This is a genomic window from Bacillus sp. JZ39, from assembly GCF_053903145.1.
In genome coordinates this window covers 559,976-575,856 of sequence record NZ_CP096389.1, presented here as the reverse complement: position 1 = coordinate 575,856, position 15,881 = coordinate 559,976, and the positions used below count along the sequence as shown (strand labels likewise).

The 15,881-nt window shown below is 40.2% G+C and carries 20 protein-coding genes; 11 read left to right on the top strand and 9 right to left on the bottom strand.

From position 1 onward, the window contains the following. Positions 1 to 29 precede the first annotated feature (29 nt). The 4 genes from M1D65_RS02990 to M1D65_RS02975 all read left to right on the top strand — a co-directional run bounded on the left by M1D65_RS02990 (position 30) and on the right by M1D65_RS02975 (position 1,735). Complete coding sequence (locus M1D65_RS02990; RefSeq protein ID WP_276354673.1) at positions 30 to 614, top strand: DUF421 domain-containing protein; 585 nt, start codon at positions 30 to 32, stop codon at positions 612 to 614. 123 nt (positions 615 to 737) lie between these two features. After that, positions 738 to 968 (top strand): spore germination protein, encoded by a 231-nt coding sequence (locus M1D65_RS02985; protein WP_217001203.1) that lies wholly within the window; start codon positions 738 to 740, stop codon positions 966 to 968. 32 nt (positions 969 to 1,000) lie between these two features. Further along, positions 1,001 to 1,294 carry a hypothetical protein gene (locus tag M1D65_RS02980; protein WP_009969672.1) on the top strand — a complete coding sequence of 98 codons (294 nt, stop codon included), beginning with the start codon at positions 1,001 to 1,003 and terminating at the stop codon, positions 1,292 to 1,294. A 204-nt stretch (positions 1,295 to 1,498) separates the two neighbouring features. Then, positions 1,499 to 1,735 carry a spore germination protein gene (locus M1D65_RS02975; protein WP_125121444.1) on the top strand — a complete coding sequence of 79 codons (237 nt, stop codon included), beginning with the start codon at positions 1,499 to 1,501 and terminating at the stop codon, positions 1,733 to 1,735. Positions 1,736 to 1,786: 51 nt separating this feature from the next. Here M1D65_RS02975 and M1D65_RS02970 read toward each other — a convergent pair whose 3' ends face one another. The 4 genes from M1D65_RS02970 to M1D65_RS02955 all read right to left on the bottom strand — a co-directional run bounded on the left by M1D65_RS02970 (position 1,787) and on the right by M1D65_RS02955 (position 4,373). After that, complete coding sequence (locus M1D65_RS02970; protein WP_014475948.1) at positions 1,787 to 2,125, bottom strand: thioredoxin family protein; 339 nt, start codon at positions 2,123 to 2,125, stop codon at positions 1,787 to 1,789. A gap of 186 nt (positions 2,126 to 2,311) precedes the next feature. Next, positions 2,312 to 2,701 (bottom strand): DoxX family protein, encoded by a 390-nt coding sequence (locus M1D65_RS02965; RefSeq protein ID WP_014475946.1) that lies wholly within the window; start codon positions 2,699 to 2,701, stop codon positions 2,312 to 2,314. Positions 2,702 to 2,799: 98 nt separating this feature from the next. Next, positions 2,800 to 3,738 (bottom strand): ring-cleaving dioxygenase, encoded by a 939-nt coding sequence (locus tag M1D65_RS02960; RefSeq protein ID WP_077671256.1) that lies wholly within the window; start codon positions 3,736 to 3,738, stop codon positions 2,800 to 2,802. A 14-nt stretch (positions 3,739 to 3,752) separates the two neighbouring features. After that, a complete protein-coding gene (locus M1D65_RS02955) occupies positions 3,753 to 4,373 on the bottom strand; it encodes a nitroreductase family protein (RefSeq protein ID WP_122895065.1) in 621 nt (206 codons plus the stop codon). Positions 4,374 to 4,848: 475 nt separating this feature from the next. Here M1D65_RS02955 and mneP point away from each other — a divergent pair, with 475 nt between their 5' ends. From mneP to M1D65_RS02940, 3 genes are all read left to right on the top strand, one after another. Next, complete coding sequence (mneP, locus tag M1D65_RS02950) at positions 4,849 to 5,742, top strand: manganese transporter MneP (protein WP_038428417.1); 894 nt, start codon at positions 4,849 to 4,851, stop codon at positions 5,740 to 5,742. Between the two features lie 113 nt (positions 5,743 to 5,855). Beyond that, a complete protein-coding gene (locus tag M1D65_RS02945; RefSeq protein ID WP_430630113.1) occupies positions 5,856 to 6,668 on the top strand; it encodes a MerR family transcriptional regulator in 813 nt (270 codons plus the stop codon). Positions 6,669 to 6,757: 89 nt separating this feature from the next. After that, positions 6,758 to 7,447: a DUF554 domain-containing protein gene (locus M1D65_RS02940; protein ID WP_015252719.1), complete on the top strand. Its 690-nt coding sequence runs from the start codon at positions 6,758 to 6,760 to the stop codon at positions 7,445 to 7,447. 57 nt (positions 7,448 to 7,504) lie between these two features. Here M1D65_RS02940 and M1D65_RS02935 read toward each other — a convergent pair whose 3' ends face one another. The 3 genes from M1D65_RS02935 to ydfH form a co-directional block, all read right to left on the bottom strand. Then, entirely contained in the window at positions 7,505 to 9,676 is a 2,172-nt protein-coding gene (locus M1D65_RS02935; RefSeq protein WP_430630114.1) for an MMPL family transporter, read from the bottom strand. A gap of 115 nt (positions 9,677 to 9,791) precedes the next feature. Continuing rightward, on the bottom strand, positions 9,792 to 10,433 hold the full coding sequence (gene ydfI, locus M1D65_RS02930) for a two-component system response regulator YdfI (RefSeq protein ID WP_003244318.1): 642 nt from the start codon (positions 10,431 to 10,433) through the stop codon (positions 9,792 to 9,794). Then, positions 10,426 to 11,649, bottom strand: coding sequence for a two-component system sensor histidine kinase YdfH (gene ydfH / locus M1D65_RS02925; RefSeq protein WP_103803982.1), 1,224 nt, complete (start codon positions 11,647 to 11,649; stop codon positions 10,426 to 10,428). The genes ydfI and ydfH overlap by 8 nt, the downstream gene beginning before the upstream one ends. A 267-nt stretch (positions 11,650 to 11,916) precedes the next feature. Between ydfH and M1D65_RS02920 the strand changes: the two genes are divergently transcribed. The 3 genes from M1D65_RS02920 to M1D65_RS02910 all read left to right on the top strand — a co-directional run bounded on the left by M1D65_RS02920 (position 11,917) and on the right by M1D65_RS02910 (position 12,765). Then, complete coding sequence (locus M1D65_RS02920; protein ID WP_014478971.1) at positions 11,917 to 12,060, top strand: hypothetical protein; 144 nt, start codon at positions 11,917 to 11,919, stop codon at positions 12,058 to 12,060. Next, on the top strand, positions 12,057 to 12,236 hold the full coding sequence (locus M1D65_RS02915) for a hypothetical protein (RefSeq protein ID WP_010886421.1): 180 nt from the start codon (positions 12,057 to 12,059) through the stop codon (positions 12,234 to 12,236). Before M1D65_RS02920 ends, M1D65_RS02915 begins: the two co-directional genes overlap by 4 nt. Positions 12,237 to 12,321: 85 nt before the next feature. After that, positions 12,322 to 12,765 carry a carboxymuconolactone decarboxylase family protein gene (locus M1D65_RS02910; protein WP_430630115.1) on the top strand — a complete coding sequence of 148 codons (444 nt, stop codon included), beginning with the start codon at positions 12,322 to 12,324 and terminating at the stop codon, positions 12,763 to 12,765. Between the two features lie 67 nt (positions 12,766 to 12,832). Here M1D65_RS02910 and M1D65_RS02905 read toward each other — a convergent pair whose 3' ends face one another. Beyond that, positions 12,833 to 13,513: an ArsR/SmtB family transcription factor gene (locus M1D65_RS02905; protein WP_014478969.1), complete on the bottom strand. Its 681-nt coding sequence runs from the start codon at positions 13,511 to 13,513 to the stop codon at positions 12,833 to 12,835. Positions 13,514 to 13,602: 89 nt separating this feature from the next. On the opposite strand from M1D65_RS02905, the gene M1D65_RS02900 reads away from it, so the two are divergent. After that, positions 13,603 to 14,226 carry a flavin reductase family protein gene (locus M1D65_RS02900; protein ID WP_029725823.1) on the top strand — a complete coding sequence of 208 codons (624 nt, stop codon included), beginning with the start codon at positions 13,603 to 13,605 and terminating at the stop codon, positions 14,224 to 14,226. Positions 14,227 to 14,343: 117 nt separating this feature from the next. Here M1D65_RS02900 and M1D65_RS02895 read toward each other — a convergent pair whose 3' ends face one another. Then, on the bottom strand, positions 14,344 to 15,792 hold the full coding sequence (locus M1D65_RS02895; RefSeq protein ID WP_446015283.1) for an aminotransferase-like domain-containing protein: 1,449 nt from the start codon (positions 15,790 to 15,792) through the stop codon (positions 14,344 to 14,346). Positions 15,793 to 15,881: the final 89 nt, after the last annotated feature.

Below are 15,881 nucleotides of genomic sequence, written 5' to 3'. Positions count from 1 at the left end.
ATCTAATTCATCATTGGTCAGGTGGTAGCATGAATTTCACTTGGGAATCTCTTGTTCTCATTGTAGCCGGAGTCATTTTGCTGAGAGTTTCAGGAATGAAATCAATCGCACAAATGACTTCAACTCAAACGGTTGTCATGATTTCAATCGGAACTATTATCGTGCAGCCAATCATCAAGTACAGCCTTTTCAAAACATTAATTGCGGCGGCAATTTTCACAATAACACTCATCGTAATAGAATGGATCCAAATGAGATCGAACTTCATTGAAAAGATGTTGACCGGAAAAGCAAAAGTTGTTATTGAAAACGGACAGCTTCATATCGAAAACTTAAAGAAGATGAGACTTACAGTTGATCAGCTTGAAATGCAGCTACGGCTTCACGGCGTTACGGCTATACAAGATGTCAAAATTGCGACATTAGAGGCAAACGGGCAATTAGGAATAGAATTAACTGATGACGCCAAACCTTTAACTGTCAGGGATCTAAAAAAACTCATTCACCCGAATTTCATTAATAAGGACGGACAAGCCCATTTGTCTAGCAATCAGAATATTTTTGATGAAATTGGCAAAAAGAATAAAAAAAACATCCCTAAAAAACTGCATTAACAAAAGGCACTTGGAGAATTTTGCAGGTTTTTGTCTCTCACTGAATGTTTTTGCCGTTTTGTTTAAGCAATTGCTGCTCACACACCATATTGTATAAACAGTCATAACGGAGAGGAGAGATGAATGATGAAATTCCCAGTTTATATCCATTCGATATCCGGAAACAGCGTTTTTAATAACGGTTTTGCATTCTCCATCAGCCCTTTCTCTGTTTCTAAAGAGACAGATGGTTCCGGAGGGAATAATACAGGTTTGGTTTTTGAATCCAATTCTTTAAGCCAAACAAGCTCCGCCAATCAAGCCCTACATGTTACAAATGCGGTCCAAGAACTGCTTTCCAAGCTTTTAGCGTAAACATAAGAAATGAACACTTCATGAGGTGCCGTATGGCTTTTCCAATTATTCACACAAACTTTTGGGATGCTGTGATAGCTGTTCCAATCATCATATTGATAACCCAAATCCTCAAAATATTATTGAAAATCCCCAAAACTTTTGTACCGTCAGTTGCCTTAATAACAGGCCTTGTCATTTCTGTTTTCATAAGCCATCGACACAGCCTCTTTTCTGGCGTATTTATGGGCTGGTTTTATGGCTACGCTGCTATAGGTTCCTACTCATCATTAAAAACGACCATTCTATCCTTTAGGCAAACGAAAAACGATACATCAAATTCATAGATGACATATAACGATCTGCCGCCTCTTTATCAGGCGGCTTTATTTCTGCTGATAGGTTGATCACCTTCAAAAGAGACTCATTCACTCGCTATTATTTTTACCATTATGTTGATGCAATGATATAAAAACGCAATATCATAGAAGTAAATAGACTGCCAGCGTCCTCTATGACGGCTACTTCTGAGTGAAAGGAGTTTTTGAAGCATGCGATCTCAAATCAACATCTCAAATCTCACGATAAATGGAATGACACAAAACGCCAATACAGATATCGGACAAAACTTGCAAAACAGCCATACTGCGAACAGCAAAAATTACGGTGTCAATTTCACATTAGGAGATTACTCTCCTTCTCATTCAATTATTATTTCAGCAAGTTGTGATAATGATACAAGTGATCAAGGGCAGGTTGATAACCCTTCTTCGCCTCGTGAAGAATAAATTGATGCAAAAAAAAGAACTCATTTGAGTTCTTTTTTTTGCCTTATTTCTTTATTCGCCTTCATATAATCGATAAACCCTTTTCAGCTTTTGTTCAAGCTGTTCAAAATGAACAAAACGGGCTTCTCTTAGAAACTCAGTCCCATCAATGAACAAAAGAAGCACAGGAACGGTGAAAACTGAAAATCGGCCGGCGACCTCTGCTACATCGTCAGCATTGATATGCGCCAATTTGATGTTTGGAAACTGATCCAATACTATTCTGAGCTGGGGCAGAACTGCGTGACATACTGTACAGCCAGGCCTTGATATATAAATAAAACTGAATTTGTGCTGTTTGATAAAATTTTCTATAGAATCTAATGAATGTAATTCTGTCATCTCTTTCATCCATTTACTCCTTCAAATAGGTCTGTTTTTCATGACCAAGCTCATCAATACGTATCATTCACTATACAGATTTTTATTTATGATATCAGCTTTTTTGCCTTGCAGAGTACCTGCAATCTTGCCGGAAAATGTAAAAACAAAAGAACAGTTACTGACAAGCAGCAACTGTTCTTACATACTTTCTTATTAAAAATGCAAAGCGTAAGCTCCTGAACCGATGAGTGCAACCCCTACGGAAACTGCAATGAGCACCAGGTTATATTCAAAACCTCCCGCGCCATTCGCAAAACCTTTCGCTCCATGGACTTTTACGATGGCACCTAACATAATGATCGTTATGATAGCAGCTCCAAGCGGGAGGAATACGCCTAAAATAAATAGAATTCCGCTTACTAACTCCCCAAGACCTGATAGAGCGGCCGCAACGTTTCCTGGTTTCACCCCAATTGACTCGAACCATTGTCCGGTTCCTTTAATCCCGTATCCGCCAAACCAGCCAAATAATTTTTGTGTGCCATAAAACAAAAACACCACACCAATCATTATACGAATAAGCAACAGTCCTGCATCTTCCATTTGTATCTCTCCTCATCTTTGATTTTATCTAATTCTTTGCTGACGGTATCCAGCAATCATCAATTGAATATATGTTTCTTTATTTTTTATGTGTCAAATCAATCTAACTCTCTTACTTCAAACGGCAGCAGCCCTTGTTCAATTTGTGTGCGATGCGGTTCATATTGCACAGGCAGCATCAGTTTTTTGCCCATTGTATCCTGTGTTTCATCATGTGCAAAGCCCGGGGGATCAGTTGCGATTTCAAACAGGATTTCCCCATGTTCCCTGAAGTAAATGGCATTAAAATAGTTTCTATCCCGAACAGGAGTTACACCATATCCGTGGGAAGCAATATATCTTTGCCAATCTAACTGATCTTCATCATCGTTAGCCCGCCAAGCGATGTGATGCACCGTTCCGGCCCCCATTTGCCCGCGGCCAATAGGCGTTAACTTAAGGTCAATCACATTTCCGATATCACCGGCGGAACGATAACGAACGAAGTCCCCTTCTTTGCCGACTCGCTCCAGCCCCATGATGTTTTCTAAAAGGTCAGCGGTTTTGTCAGGCTGCGCTGATAATAGGGTTGCACCCCCAAAACCTTTAATGGCAACATCGGGCGTTACTTCTCCGAAAGTCCACGTATTAGCCTCTCCTTCTTCTCTTTCCACGATTTCTAAGTGCAGTCCATGAGGATCATCAAATTCTACATATTGTTCCCCAAAGCGCTCGATTTTGGTGTATGGAACGTTGAACTTTTCTAGTCTCTTTTCCCAAAATGCCATAGCCCCTTTCGGCACGACATACGAAGTCACACCAACTTGACCGTCTCCAATGACGCCTTGGCGGGCTCCGGCCCACGGAAAGAAGGTAATGATTGTTCCCGGCTTCCCGCCTTCATTCCCAAAATAAAGATGATACGTACCTGGGTCATCAAAATTGACAGTTTGCTTGACCAAACGAAGCCCAAGCACTCCTGCGTAGAAATCTGTGTTCTCTTGAGGGTGACCGACAATCGCTGTAATATGATGAATTCCCATCGTTTTTTTAGCCATTTTTATCCGCTCCTTTACATATACTCAACAAACTCATTCACAGGCTTCCGGTAGCCGCGCGGTCTTCTGCTCTCTGTTTTTTCTTTTCCAATCGTAATCATCATGACAACCTCAAATTGGTCGTCTATGTTCAAAATCCGTTTTACGGCTTCCGCATCAAAGCCGATCATCGGGCAGGTATCCCAGCCTTTTTCCTTAGCACTCAGCATAAACATCATCGCAGAAAGTGAAGCATTCCTTATCGCCTCATCTCTCTTAAATTGTTCTCCCCTGTTTTCATAAAACGAAACGGTGTCGTGCACCATGTGGTCATACTCTTGCTTATTTAATATCCCCAATACCTTTAAACCTTCATAGATATCAGCCGCTTGTTGATATGCCTGCTTATCCCCTAATACCAAGAGAACCGCAGAAGAGCTAACCACTTTAAATTGTCCGTTTGCGGCCTGCTTCAGTTTTTCTTTTACGTCCTGGTCAAGAACCGTCACATATTTTGTATGCTGCAAATTAAAAGCCGATGGCGCCAATGCAACCAATTCAAACATTTCATTGAGGTCTTCTTTTGTGATTGGATGACCTGAAAGAAAATTGCTTGCAGATCGTCTTTCATTGACTAACTGTATAAATTCAGCCATTATGATACACTCCCTTTTATCTCGAATTCGAGATATTATATTATAAAAAATCCATATTGAATATTGTGTAAAAGAAATGACAACGAGTGAACACTTACAGTTACGCTTGATCACTGATCTTTTCAATCAAATATCTCGAATTAAAATATCTTGAATATGAGATAATAGTAAAATACAGATCTTCTCATGTCAATAGGTTTTTAACAATCAGGTGGAAATTTTTCACTGACGGCAGTATTTAATGGCGAATCATCACTGTTGTTACATAAGAACTCATTTGTTTGCTGTATGACCTTTTTAGCATAGCTCCAACTTTTTTTCTGTCACCTTATTTATTAGTAAACAGGAAACAACGTTGCTATAGACCCACTCGAAATTGAATTGGTATGATAAACAAAGTGATTACACAGGAAAGGATACGGAGAGCGTATATAGAGCACTCCTATTTTTTTGTGCAGTTTTATAGGAGGAAAAAATGGCAAGTGAAAGAGAACAAATAAGCAGAAAAGTTGCTTTGATTGCATTGATCGCCAATCTGATCTTAATGGCAGGAAAGGTCTTTTTTGGGCTGGCAGGCGATAGTGAAGCCGTGTTTGCAGACGGAATACATTCCGCGGCAGATGTCGTTGCTTCGATTGCAGTCTTGGCAGTGATCGGAATTTCCAATAAACCGCCCGATCAAGACCATCCTTTTGGTCACGGAAAAGCTGAAGTCATTAGTGAGGCGATTGTAGGAATTATCTTAGTGATCGTATCCGTTTATATCCTCATAGAAGCGATTCTGTCCTTTGTTAAAGGGCCAAGCGTTCCCCAATACAGCGCATTGTTTGCGGCTCTGATTTCGTACGTGGCTAAGGAAATCTTATATCGTTATTCTATAAAGCAAGGGGAAAAATGGAACAGCAAAGCAATTATAGCGATTGCGTACGATCACAAAGGCGATATCGTTGCCTCTCTTGCCGCTTTTATCGGCGTCCTGTTGGCTATCATCGGAAACACCCGCGGATGGCCCTATCTGTTGTACGCCGATGCCATTGCCAGTGCAATCGTTGCTTACCTCATTTTTAAGATTTCAATGGAATTAATCAGGCCGTCTGTTGATGTGCTCATGGAAAAGAGTGTTGACCCCGAGCTGATAGAGGAATATAAAGCTGTTATTTTTCAATGTGATCAAGTAAAACGAATTGATAGAATCCGCGCGCGAGAACATGGCCACTATAAATTGCTTGATGTCCGTTTATCTTTGGATCATGATTTGACAATTAAGCAGGGACACGATATTGCCCGCGAAATTCGAAATGAAATCAAAAGACAGTTTTCAGATGTAGAAGAAGTGCTCATCCATGTGAATCCTTATTTCGAAGAATGAAAAGCTCCTTTTTAGAAGGAGTTTTTTCTTTATGCTGCAAACTTTACCTTTAGTACTCGCCGTACTATATAATGTGGATGTATATCAATCATAGGGACAGAAAGGTTGTTAGAATGAAGGAATTTTTTTCGATTGGAGAAGTGTCAAAGTTATTCAATGTGAAAATCTCTGCTCTTCGGTATTATGATGACATCGGCCTTTTGAAACCGGAATATAAAGATGAGCAAACGAACTATAGATATTATTCTACCCAACAGTTTGAGCGGCTGGATACCATCAAGTATTTGAGGGCCCTAGGCCTGCCAATCAATAAGCTTCTTGATTTTTATAACTCTCAAAATACAAACACTCTTCTTCATTTACTAAAAAGCCAGCAGGCTGAAATTGATCGCAAAAAGAAAGAATTGGAACGCATTGAACGAAAGATCTCCCGGCGCATCACGCATATAGAAGATGCCGTTAACATGCCGTTACATCAAATTTCAAAAATCAAACTTCCCGCAATGCGTGTGGCTTACTTGCAGCATGAATATGTTCTCGGCCATGATATCGAACATTCGTTAGCTGAATTGAGAACCCACCTGAATGTAAACGAAGATATATTCATAGGCAAGATCGGTTTATCCATTTCTGCAGCAAATGTGAGGGCAAAACAGTTTGACAAATATTCCAGTATATTTATGATTCTTGAAGATGAAAATGAAAAAACTTCTTCAGAAATCATCTTTCCTTCAAGAGAATATCTGCAAATTCGGTTTAAAGGGTCACATCCAGAAGCCGAACCATACTACAAAAAATTACTGGCATATATGAAAGAACATCATTATGAGGTAGCAGGGGACTCAATCGAAATCACACTCATTGATTATGGCATTACGAATAACCTAGATAATTACGTGACTGAAATCCTGCTGCCCATCAAATAATCTCATGAATATGTTTTGATCTCCCTTGACTCTCTACTAACTAGAGGGTTTATTTTTTATGCAGGAATGATTTTTGGAGGAGAAAGCTTATGTTTGGAACGATTTTTAACACAGTGATGATCATTGCAGGAAGCATAATCGGGGGGATATTCAAAAAAGGCATTAAAGATGAATACCAGGATATTTTGATGCAGGCAATGGGATTCGCTGCAGTCGCGCTGGGGATCAACGCCATTACACAGCATTTGCCTGATAGTAAATACCCCATTCTATTCATCGTGAGTTTAGCCATTGGAGGTTTGCTAGGCCAGATCATCAATTTAGAATTACGATTCAACAAGCTGGTGAACAAATTTTCTAAAAGCAATTTAGCAGAGGGCTTATCAACTGCGGTCTTATTATTTTGTATAGGTTCGCTGTCAATATTAGGCCCTGTTGAAGCTGCTTTGCATGGAGATTATACATACCTTCTGACAAACGGGATGTTAGATGGGATCACCTCCATTGTGCTCGCTTCAACTTTTGGTTTTGGAATAGCGGCTGCTGCCATTGTATTATTTGCCTGGCAGGGCTCCATTTATTTATTTGCTAAAGTAATGGAGAGCGCAATCAATACAGACCTTATTAATGAAATCACCATTGTGGGAGGCATACTCATCCTCAGTTCAGGTCTAAGCATTCTTGGAATCAAGAAGTTCAAAACATTGAATTTGCTGCCTTCCCTCTTGATCCCTCCTGTTGTGATTTTTGTGATTCATGCATTTGGATTGCGGTTTTAATGCTATTACTTTAACTATTTAACAAAAAAGCAGATCATAAAAGATCTGCTTTTTCTATTACATGATTTGCTTCTTTTGTTCATGATCTATTTCTGGCTGTATTTCCTTTGTCAGTTGATGCCCTTCTATATCCACGTTCGGAATAATCTTGTCTAACCATTTCGGCAAATACCAGGCTGCATTCCCCATCAGCTTCATGACACTTGGAATCAGTGTCATTCTTACAATAAATGCATCAAAGAGCACACCAAAGGAAAGTGCTAATCCGTTGGCTTTAATAGAAGCTTCGCCGGCAAAGATAAATCCTGCAAAAACGAAGATCATGATCAAGCCGGCTGCTGTAACAACAGGACCACTGTGTTTTAATCCAGCCTGAATGGCTTGTACTGGATTCTTTGTTTTTACATATTCTTCACGCATTCTGCTGACAAGGAATACTTGATAATCCATGGCTAACCCGAACAGAATCCCAATAGATAAAATCGGCAGGAACGCGAGTATCGGCCCTCTTTCAGGTATTTTGAAAAAGTCGATGAGATTCCCGTCTTGCAAGACAAATACACAAATCCCAAGAGTGGCTGTCATCGTCAACATGAAACCTGCAACAGCAACAAGCGGCACAAGCAGCGAACGGAAAACGATGGTCAGCAATACAAACGCAAATCCAACAATAAGTACAGCAAACACCGGTATCGCATCATTCAGGCGATCTGAAATGTCAATATTCACTGCAGTCGACCCAGTAACAAGCAAATCTACTCCGTTTTTATCTGACAAACTGCGTACATCGTGTACCAAATCTTTCGTTGTGACATCATTTGGACCTGTTTCCGGAACGACCGTAATGATGGCAAAGTTCCCTTCTTTATTAGGCATTGCAGGGGTGACACTTGCTACATGGTCTAAACCCTTTATTTCTTTCACTGCATCTGCGAAAGCCTCCGCCTTATTTTCTGTAGCATTTGTGGCATCCGCTACGATTGTTAATTGGCCATTAAATCCTTCTCCAAAGCCTTCGGCAAGCAAGTCATATGCCCGGCGATCCGGATTATCCTTAGCTTTCATCCCAGCATCAGGCAAGCCCAGTTCCAAATGCATAGATGGGATACTAATGACGATCAAAATCAGAATGCTGCATACACTTAGCATGATAGGATTTTTGGTGACAAAGCGTCCCCAGACATTTGTTTCAGTGCTTTGTTTTTCTATTTTCTTGTTTGATTTCGGAATCATCCGCTTCCCTGCAATCGATAAGACCGCAGGCACAAGTGTGATGGAAGCCAAGACAGCCATCAGTACACTAAGCCCTGCTGTCAGCCCCATCGCAGACATAAAGGGAATGTTAACAACAGTCAATCCGCAAAGTGCAACGATAACAGTAAGTCCGGCAAAAACGACTGCGCTTCCCGCTGTTCCCACGGCTCTCGCAATTGATTCATTCTTTTGTATGCCCTCGCCTAAAAACTGGCGGTGTTTCATAAAAATAAATAAAGCATAATCAATACCAACAGCAAGGCCAATCATTCCGGCTAATGAAAGACTGACGGAAGCAATATCAAATACTTGTGTCCCAATCAAAACCAGTCCAATACTTACACCTAAACCAATCAGTGCAGTTAAAATCGGCAAACCTGCTATTAATAAAGAACCGAATGTAATGGCTAAAACGACAAAAGCCAAGATAATGCCGACAATTTCAGAGACACCGCCTATCTCCATCTCGGCTCCCGGTACATCTCCGCTTAGCTCAGTTTGCAATCCTTCATCATCAGCCATTTTCAAACTGTCTTTTAAGTGTTTGATAGAGTAATCCTTTATATCATCTGCTGATGATTTATACTTGATATCAGCATAGGCAACTGTGCCATCTTTCGCGATTGTCCCTGTCACAAAAGGACTTGCAATCGAGTCAACAGAATCATCTTTACTGATTTCTTTGAGCGTATCTTCTATTGCTTTTTTTGCTGGCTTCCCAGTAAGTTTCTCCCCATCACCAGCACCGAAAATAACCCGTATGCTCCCTTTATCAGGACCGTGAGGAAATTCTTTTTGAATCACATCCATCGCTTTTTCCGAAGGTGTGTCAGGTATGGACATATCCTCAGAAAAACTTGGTTTCAAGGTGACTGCAAGGCCTATCGCAGCAACTAACACAACGATCCACGCACATATTGCTTTTATGCGATTGCGAGCAACCCATCCTCCTAATGTATATAACATTTTTGACATGATAATCTCCTTTCAACACATTGCTTGATCACATTCTTTCTCATTGTAGTTGACAATGAAATGAAAAAAACGTACATTCGGGCATGTACGTTTGGGCAATTTTCAAATATGCAGTTTAGTTGTCTATTGTCAGAATACCTTTTTGCATGGCAATCGTTACTGCCTCAGTTCTTGAATTCGCGCCTAATTTATTGTAAATGGACGTTAATCTGGACTTTACTGTTCGCTCAGAGACGCCCAAATCAAAGGCAATCGCTTTGCTTTTAAGACCTTTAGCAATTGCTTTTAGAACAATGACTTCCTTTTCTGTCAGCTGCGTCTCATTGCGCTGCTTTTTCATCCGCTCAAATTGGATTTCTTGCAGACGTTTGAGGATATCAGGCTGCAACAGCACATTTCCTCTGATCGCTGCATCCATTGTGTGAAAAAGGGTTTCTGAACTCGTATCCTTTAACAGATATCCTTTCGCTCCTAATTCAATTCCTTCGATCATTAAGTGATCTTCATTATATGTAGTCAAAATAATGATGGGGGTATCGTGTTTTTCTTTTATTTGTTTAATGGCCTCTAACCCGCTCATCTCCGGCATATACAAATCCATCAGAATGATATCCGGTTCTAATTCATCTGCAAGACGGACTGCGACTTTTCCATTTTCCGCCTCTCCTATAATGGTGTATTGATCATTCGTTTCAATTAAAAGCTTCAGACCTTCCCTCACGACAAGATGGTCATCAACGATTAAAACCTTATTCATCTTGCATCTCTCCCTGAATTGGTACAGTGATCTCAATTTGTGTTCCTTTCAATTTTGTACTCTTGATATTGAATTGGCCATTTATTGCCCTGACGCGTTCTTGTATGCCAAGAAGCCCATAATGTCCTCTCTTTTTCTTTCCTTTTTCAACATCAAATCCCTTGCCGTTATCCTTAACTGTTAAATGGAGCCTTCCCTTTTCATCATCCCAAATGGATATCCAGATTGTTTTCGCCTCAGCATGCTTTGCCGCATTCGTCATGCATTCTCCAATGATGTAATAACAGTTTTCAGCTGTACGCACATCCAGCACCTGGTGCAATCTGTAATCTAATAAACAAGCCATGCCTGTCGACTCTATAAAATGATCCATTAGCGAGGTAATTCTTTCTTTTAAAACACCGATTTCTTCTGATTTGCTGCGGAGATCGTCAATAGCTGAACGTGCATCAGCTAATGTGCTTTTCACTCTTTTCATCGATTGTTGTATGATTTCCTTCGCTCTCTCTGTGTTGCCTTTGGCGAGATGAACATGAATCGCATCCAGCTGCATATTTAAACTGACAAGACCTTGAGCAAGCGTATCGTGTAAGTCTCGGGCCATCCGCTGTCTTTCGTTCTGCAGCGTCAGCTGTTCTACCTGCTGATGAGCCAGCTCCAGCCTTTCAAGAGTCAATTGAGCTTTTATTTTTTCATCGACTTGGGCAAAAAATGTTGCAGCATAAGTGATGATGACAATCATGATTGGCCCAGCAATAACAATAAAATGCAAAACTTCACCTTTATGAAGGTGAAACGCCGAATTTATGACCAGCAGCAGCAATAGATAAAGAATGGGAATCGTCCTTCTTCTGTCTGCCATTCCTATAATCTGTCCAATCAAAAATGCATAAAGGCCAATGATGACCAGCATAAGGTAGCCAGTCATGAGATTAGCAAGTGTAAAGGTGATCAAACCTTGTATCACAAAATACAGAACCACCCTTTTCTTAACCCAGCGATATGAGTGCCAATGAAGCAAAGCAAAAATGGCGATTAATATGGTAAACGCATAAAGCAATAAAATGGACCAGCCCCCAGAAACAAATTGCAGCACGATAGAGGCTATATAGATCATGAGAATAAAAGCCAAGCCCGGCACTCTGAGTGCAAGCATGTTTAATGCCCGCCTATCATGTGAGTAATATTTATCTTTGAAAGGATTCCTTATAAGCAAACCTTATCCCCTTCCTTTACCTGTTTCACCGTATAGAGATTCATGACAATCGAACCCATACTTCAACGTGCAAACATACATGTATCCAATCATTTTATAGGAAGAGAAGGAACACAACAATATCAGGTGCAGGGAAACATTAGAGTTTCCAACAAGTGATCATTGCCCAAACGTACATGAACGTTCTGCCTCTATGTACGTTTTATCTTTTCAAATTTACCTTTAAAATCATAAGGAACTTACTATTCATTGAAGGAATGATCATCATTGAAATCGATTGATCTCACAATTTTATCATTAAAGAGAAAAGGAATCCGGACTGAGAAGGTATTAAAAAATCAGAACCCTGATCGATTAAGCCATATGACAGACAAAAATGCGCAACCAAAAAGCAAGGAAAAAGAGGATTGAACATGTATTGGTTTCTAGGTGCTTTATTATATTTTCTGATCGGTACTTATATATTCATTAGAGTCACTAGAGACAGCCAATCAGGCTCATGGATACTGCTTGCATTAGCAGCTCCACTCATCATTGCTGGCTACCCTTATTTTTATTCAAAGAAACTTCTTTCCAAAAGACGGTGAAACAGCTGTCATTCAAACCGCACATTGGTAAAATGATCAATACCGGGATACAATCTAGGTATTCTATGGAAAGGAGTCTTGCCTTATGAGTCAAAGAGTGTCCTACTATGAGATTGCACCTGAAGGTATGAAAATTATGATGGATATGGAGAAATACACGAAACAATCCTCAATTAACCGAACGACGAGAGAACTAATCAAAATCAGAGTCTCTCAAATGAACGGCTGTGCCTTCTGCATAGATATGCATACGTCCGATGCCCGCAAAATGGGAGAAACTGAACAGCGAATTTACTGTTTACATGCTTGGAATGAATGTGACTTTTACTCACCTGAAGAGAAAGCGGCTCTCGAACTATCTGAACACATCACGCTCATTCCATCTAAAAGGGTTCCTGATGAGCTATATCATCGGGTGCGGGAACATTATGATGAGAAACAATATGTTGACCTTGTTCTCATCATTAATCAAATAAACAGTTGGAACCGCATCTCGATTGCAATGGGGAATCGAGATGATTCAAAATAAGAAGAAGGAGTAAGATTAGAACAAATCTTACTCCTTCTCCTGGATATCGTGCCTTCGCTTCAACATCCTAAATCTTCACGTTTAGGTGCTTTTCAAACGCGATTTTCCCGCTTTGTGTAATCCTAATCGCTCTCGTTTTAGGCATACGAACGATCCACTCTTCTTCTAACATGCGCACCAATAGGGCGTTTCCTAATGCTCCTGCAATATGATGCTGCCGTTCACTCCAATCCAAACAGCAGCGGGCAAAGGCTCTCCTCTTATTCCGTTGTTGCTCTTCATTGATGCCTAACTTTGAAAAGAATAAAGCACCCTCTGAAGTCACCTCAAAGTTTAAATCAACTTTTTTTAACATCCCCTGCTCAACTAATGAATGTGCCATTTGCACGCCCACATAACCTGCCAAATGATCATAACAGGTACGGGCGAAATGCAAGTCCTTTTTCTCTTTTGACTCTTTTAAAGATTTGACTTTTGCTTTAGGCGCAATATGAAGCAATTGTTCGATCACATTTGCAGCATCTGAGTCAGACAATCTGTAATACCGATGTCTCCCATGCTTCTCTACGCTAATCAGCTTTGCTTCAAGCAATTTATTCAGGTGAAAACTGGCGGTTTGAGGTTTAATGTTAGCGAGATATGCAAGCTCTCCCGCAGGGTGTATCCTGCCATCCATCAGACTGAGAAGAATGGAAGAACGCGAGGGATCTGATAGCAACGAAGAGATTTTTGCAATATTAGGATTCATGATTTTCCTCCTTACATTCATATTTCGATGATAGTTGAAATGTTAATCCTTTACAATATAAATGTAAGCGTGACAAGGAGGAAAAAACGTTGGACATCAAAAAACAAGACACTCGTCGATTTAAGGAAATCAAACCCAAGATCATGTATTATGGTACCTCGACATTTCTTCTAACCACATTGAATGAGGATGGAACCACTAATATTAGTCCTATGTCTTCTTCTTGGGCTCTTGGACATTATATAATCCTTGGAGTAGGACTGGGAGGAAAAGCCATCGACAATTTGGAAAGACACAAAGAATGTGTCATAAACTTGCCTGGCCCGGAATTATGGGAAAACATTGAAAGAATTTCATCTTATAGCGGAAAAAAGAGTATACCGCCTTTAAAGAAGCAGCTCGGATTTACATATAAAAAAGAAAAATACGAGGCAGCAGGGTTAACGCCTTTACAATCAAAAACAGTATCACCAACACGAATTAAAGAATGCCCTATCCAAATCGAAGCCGAAGTGAAACACATTCGGCTTCCAGAATATGAATCGTCATTCGCAATTGTAGAGACGCAGGCACTACATTTTCATGCCGAGGAAAGTATCATTCTGGACGAAAACCATATCAACCCTTCCAAATGGAGCCCGCTTATCTATAATTTCAGACACTACTTTGGTTTAGGAAGAGAAGTCGGAAAGACTTTTCGTTCAGAGACATGATCATTTTAAGACCGAACCATGATTTGGTCTATTCTAGTAACCCTTGTTATTATCAGATCAAGCGATCATTAGGCTTGATCTCTTTTTTAGTGAAACATCCATTTAAGGATATAAAAGTTACCTGCTTGCTAATTCTTTTATCATTAAACCCAACTCATAAATCCCCTTTTGAAGGTCTTCAAGAGATGCATAAGCATATGATAAGCGAATATAATTCCCTTTTTCCTGAGCATAGATACTGCCGAGATTGAGCAGAATCCCTTTTGATAAGGCTTTAGTATAAAGTAATTTCATTGATATGGAAGGCAATATTTTTATCCAGACAAAAAACCCTCCTTTTGGGATATTCCATGTCGCCACATCTTTCAAATGAGTTTCTATAGCACTCAAGACCAATTCTCTTCTCACCTTTAATTGCTGCCTAACCTTTTCTACATGCTGCTGGTAGTGGCCGGAAGTAAACCACTCTGCCGCTACTCTCTGGGATAGCGAACTGGATCCGTAATCTGTTTGCATTTTAATGTCAGATAAACGTTCAATCACCGGTTCCGGTCCGACGATCCATCCAATCCTCAAACCTGGGCTTAATGTTTTCGATAAACTTCCTATGTACAGTACGTGTCCATTTTTATCAATTGTTTTAATAGGATATGGCGGAATTTCATCGATCCATAACTCACGATAAATGTCATCTTCAATAATAGGAAGCTGTGTATTCTCACTTACTGCCAGGATCTCTTCACGCCGCTTTTTAGACATAAGAATACCAGTCGGATTGTGAAAACATGGATTTGTATATAAGATAGCCCTTCCCCGCTCTCCTCTTGTTAAATGAACATTTTCAGGCAAAAGTCCTTCATTATCCATAGGAAGTCCAGTCAGCTTCATACCAGCTGATTGAAATACGTGTAATGAATAAAGGTAGGAGGGCTGATCAAGATAAACGGTTGATCCTCTTTGTAACAGCCCCATTGATGTCAGCTGCAAGGCTTGCAACGCTCCTGAGACAATCAGAATGGAAGAAGATGAGACGTTGATTCCAATGGTTTTTAAATAGTTGCTTAATGCCTCCCTCAAAGGTAAGTAACCTTTTGGCTCTTCATAACCGAATGCCTCCATGTGATGAGATACCCTCCCCATCATCTCTTTCATAACAGCCAAAGGAAAAATCTCAGCTGAAAGTTCACCTTTACTGAGCTGTATAAGGTCTGTATTTGATTCTGATTGATTGATCTCTTGAACGATTTTTCGGCTTGGCATCTGAATGCCAGAGGTGACATATTGATCCCAATCGGGAGCAGAATTCTTAGCCATCAGTGTCCATGTGTTGTTGATAACAACTGTGCCTTTCCCCATTGTGCCTTCTATTAGCCCATCGGCCATCAATTCCTCTAAGGCTGTAATCACTGTGCTCCGGTTTACCTGAAAATCTTTTGCAAGCGTGCGCTGGCTTGGAATCTTGCTTCCAATCGGCCACTCGCCATTTCCTATTTTCTCTTTAATAAAATGAACGATTTGTCTGTACTTAGGGAGCTTTTTCATCTTTTTTTCTTCTGGAAAGCTCATAGAATCGGTCTCCTTAAAATAAATTGGTTGGGTCAAAATCCGTTTAACTGGTTGAAGCCATATCACCAAATCTTTATTAATATAAAAAC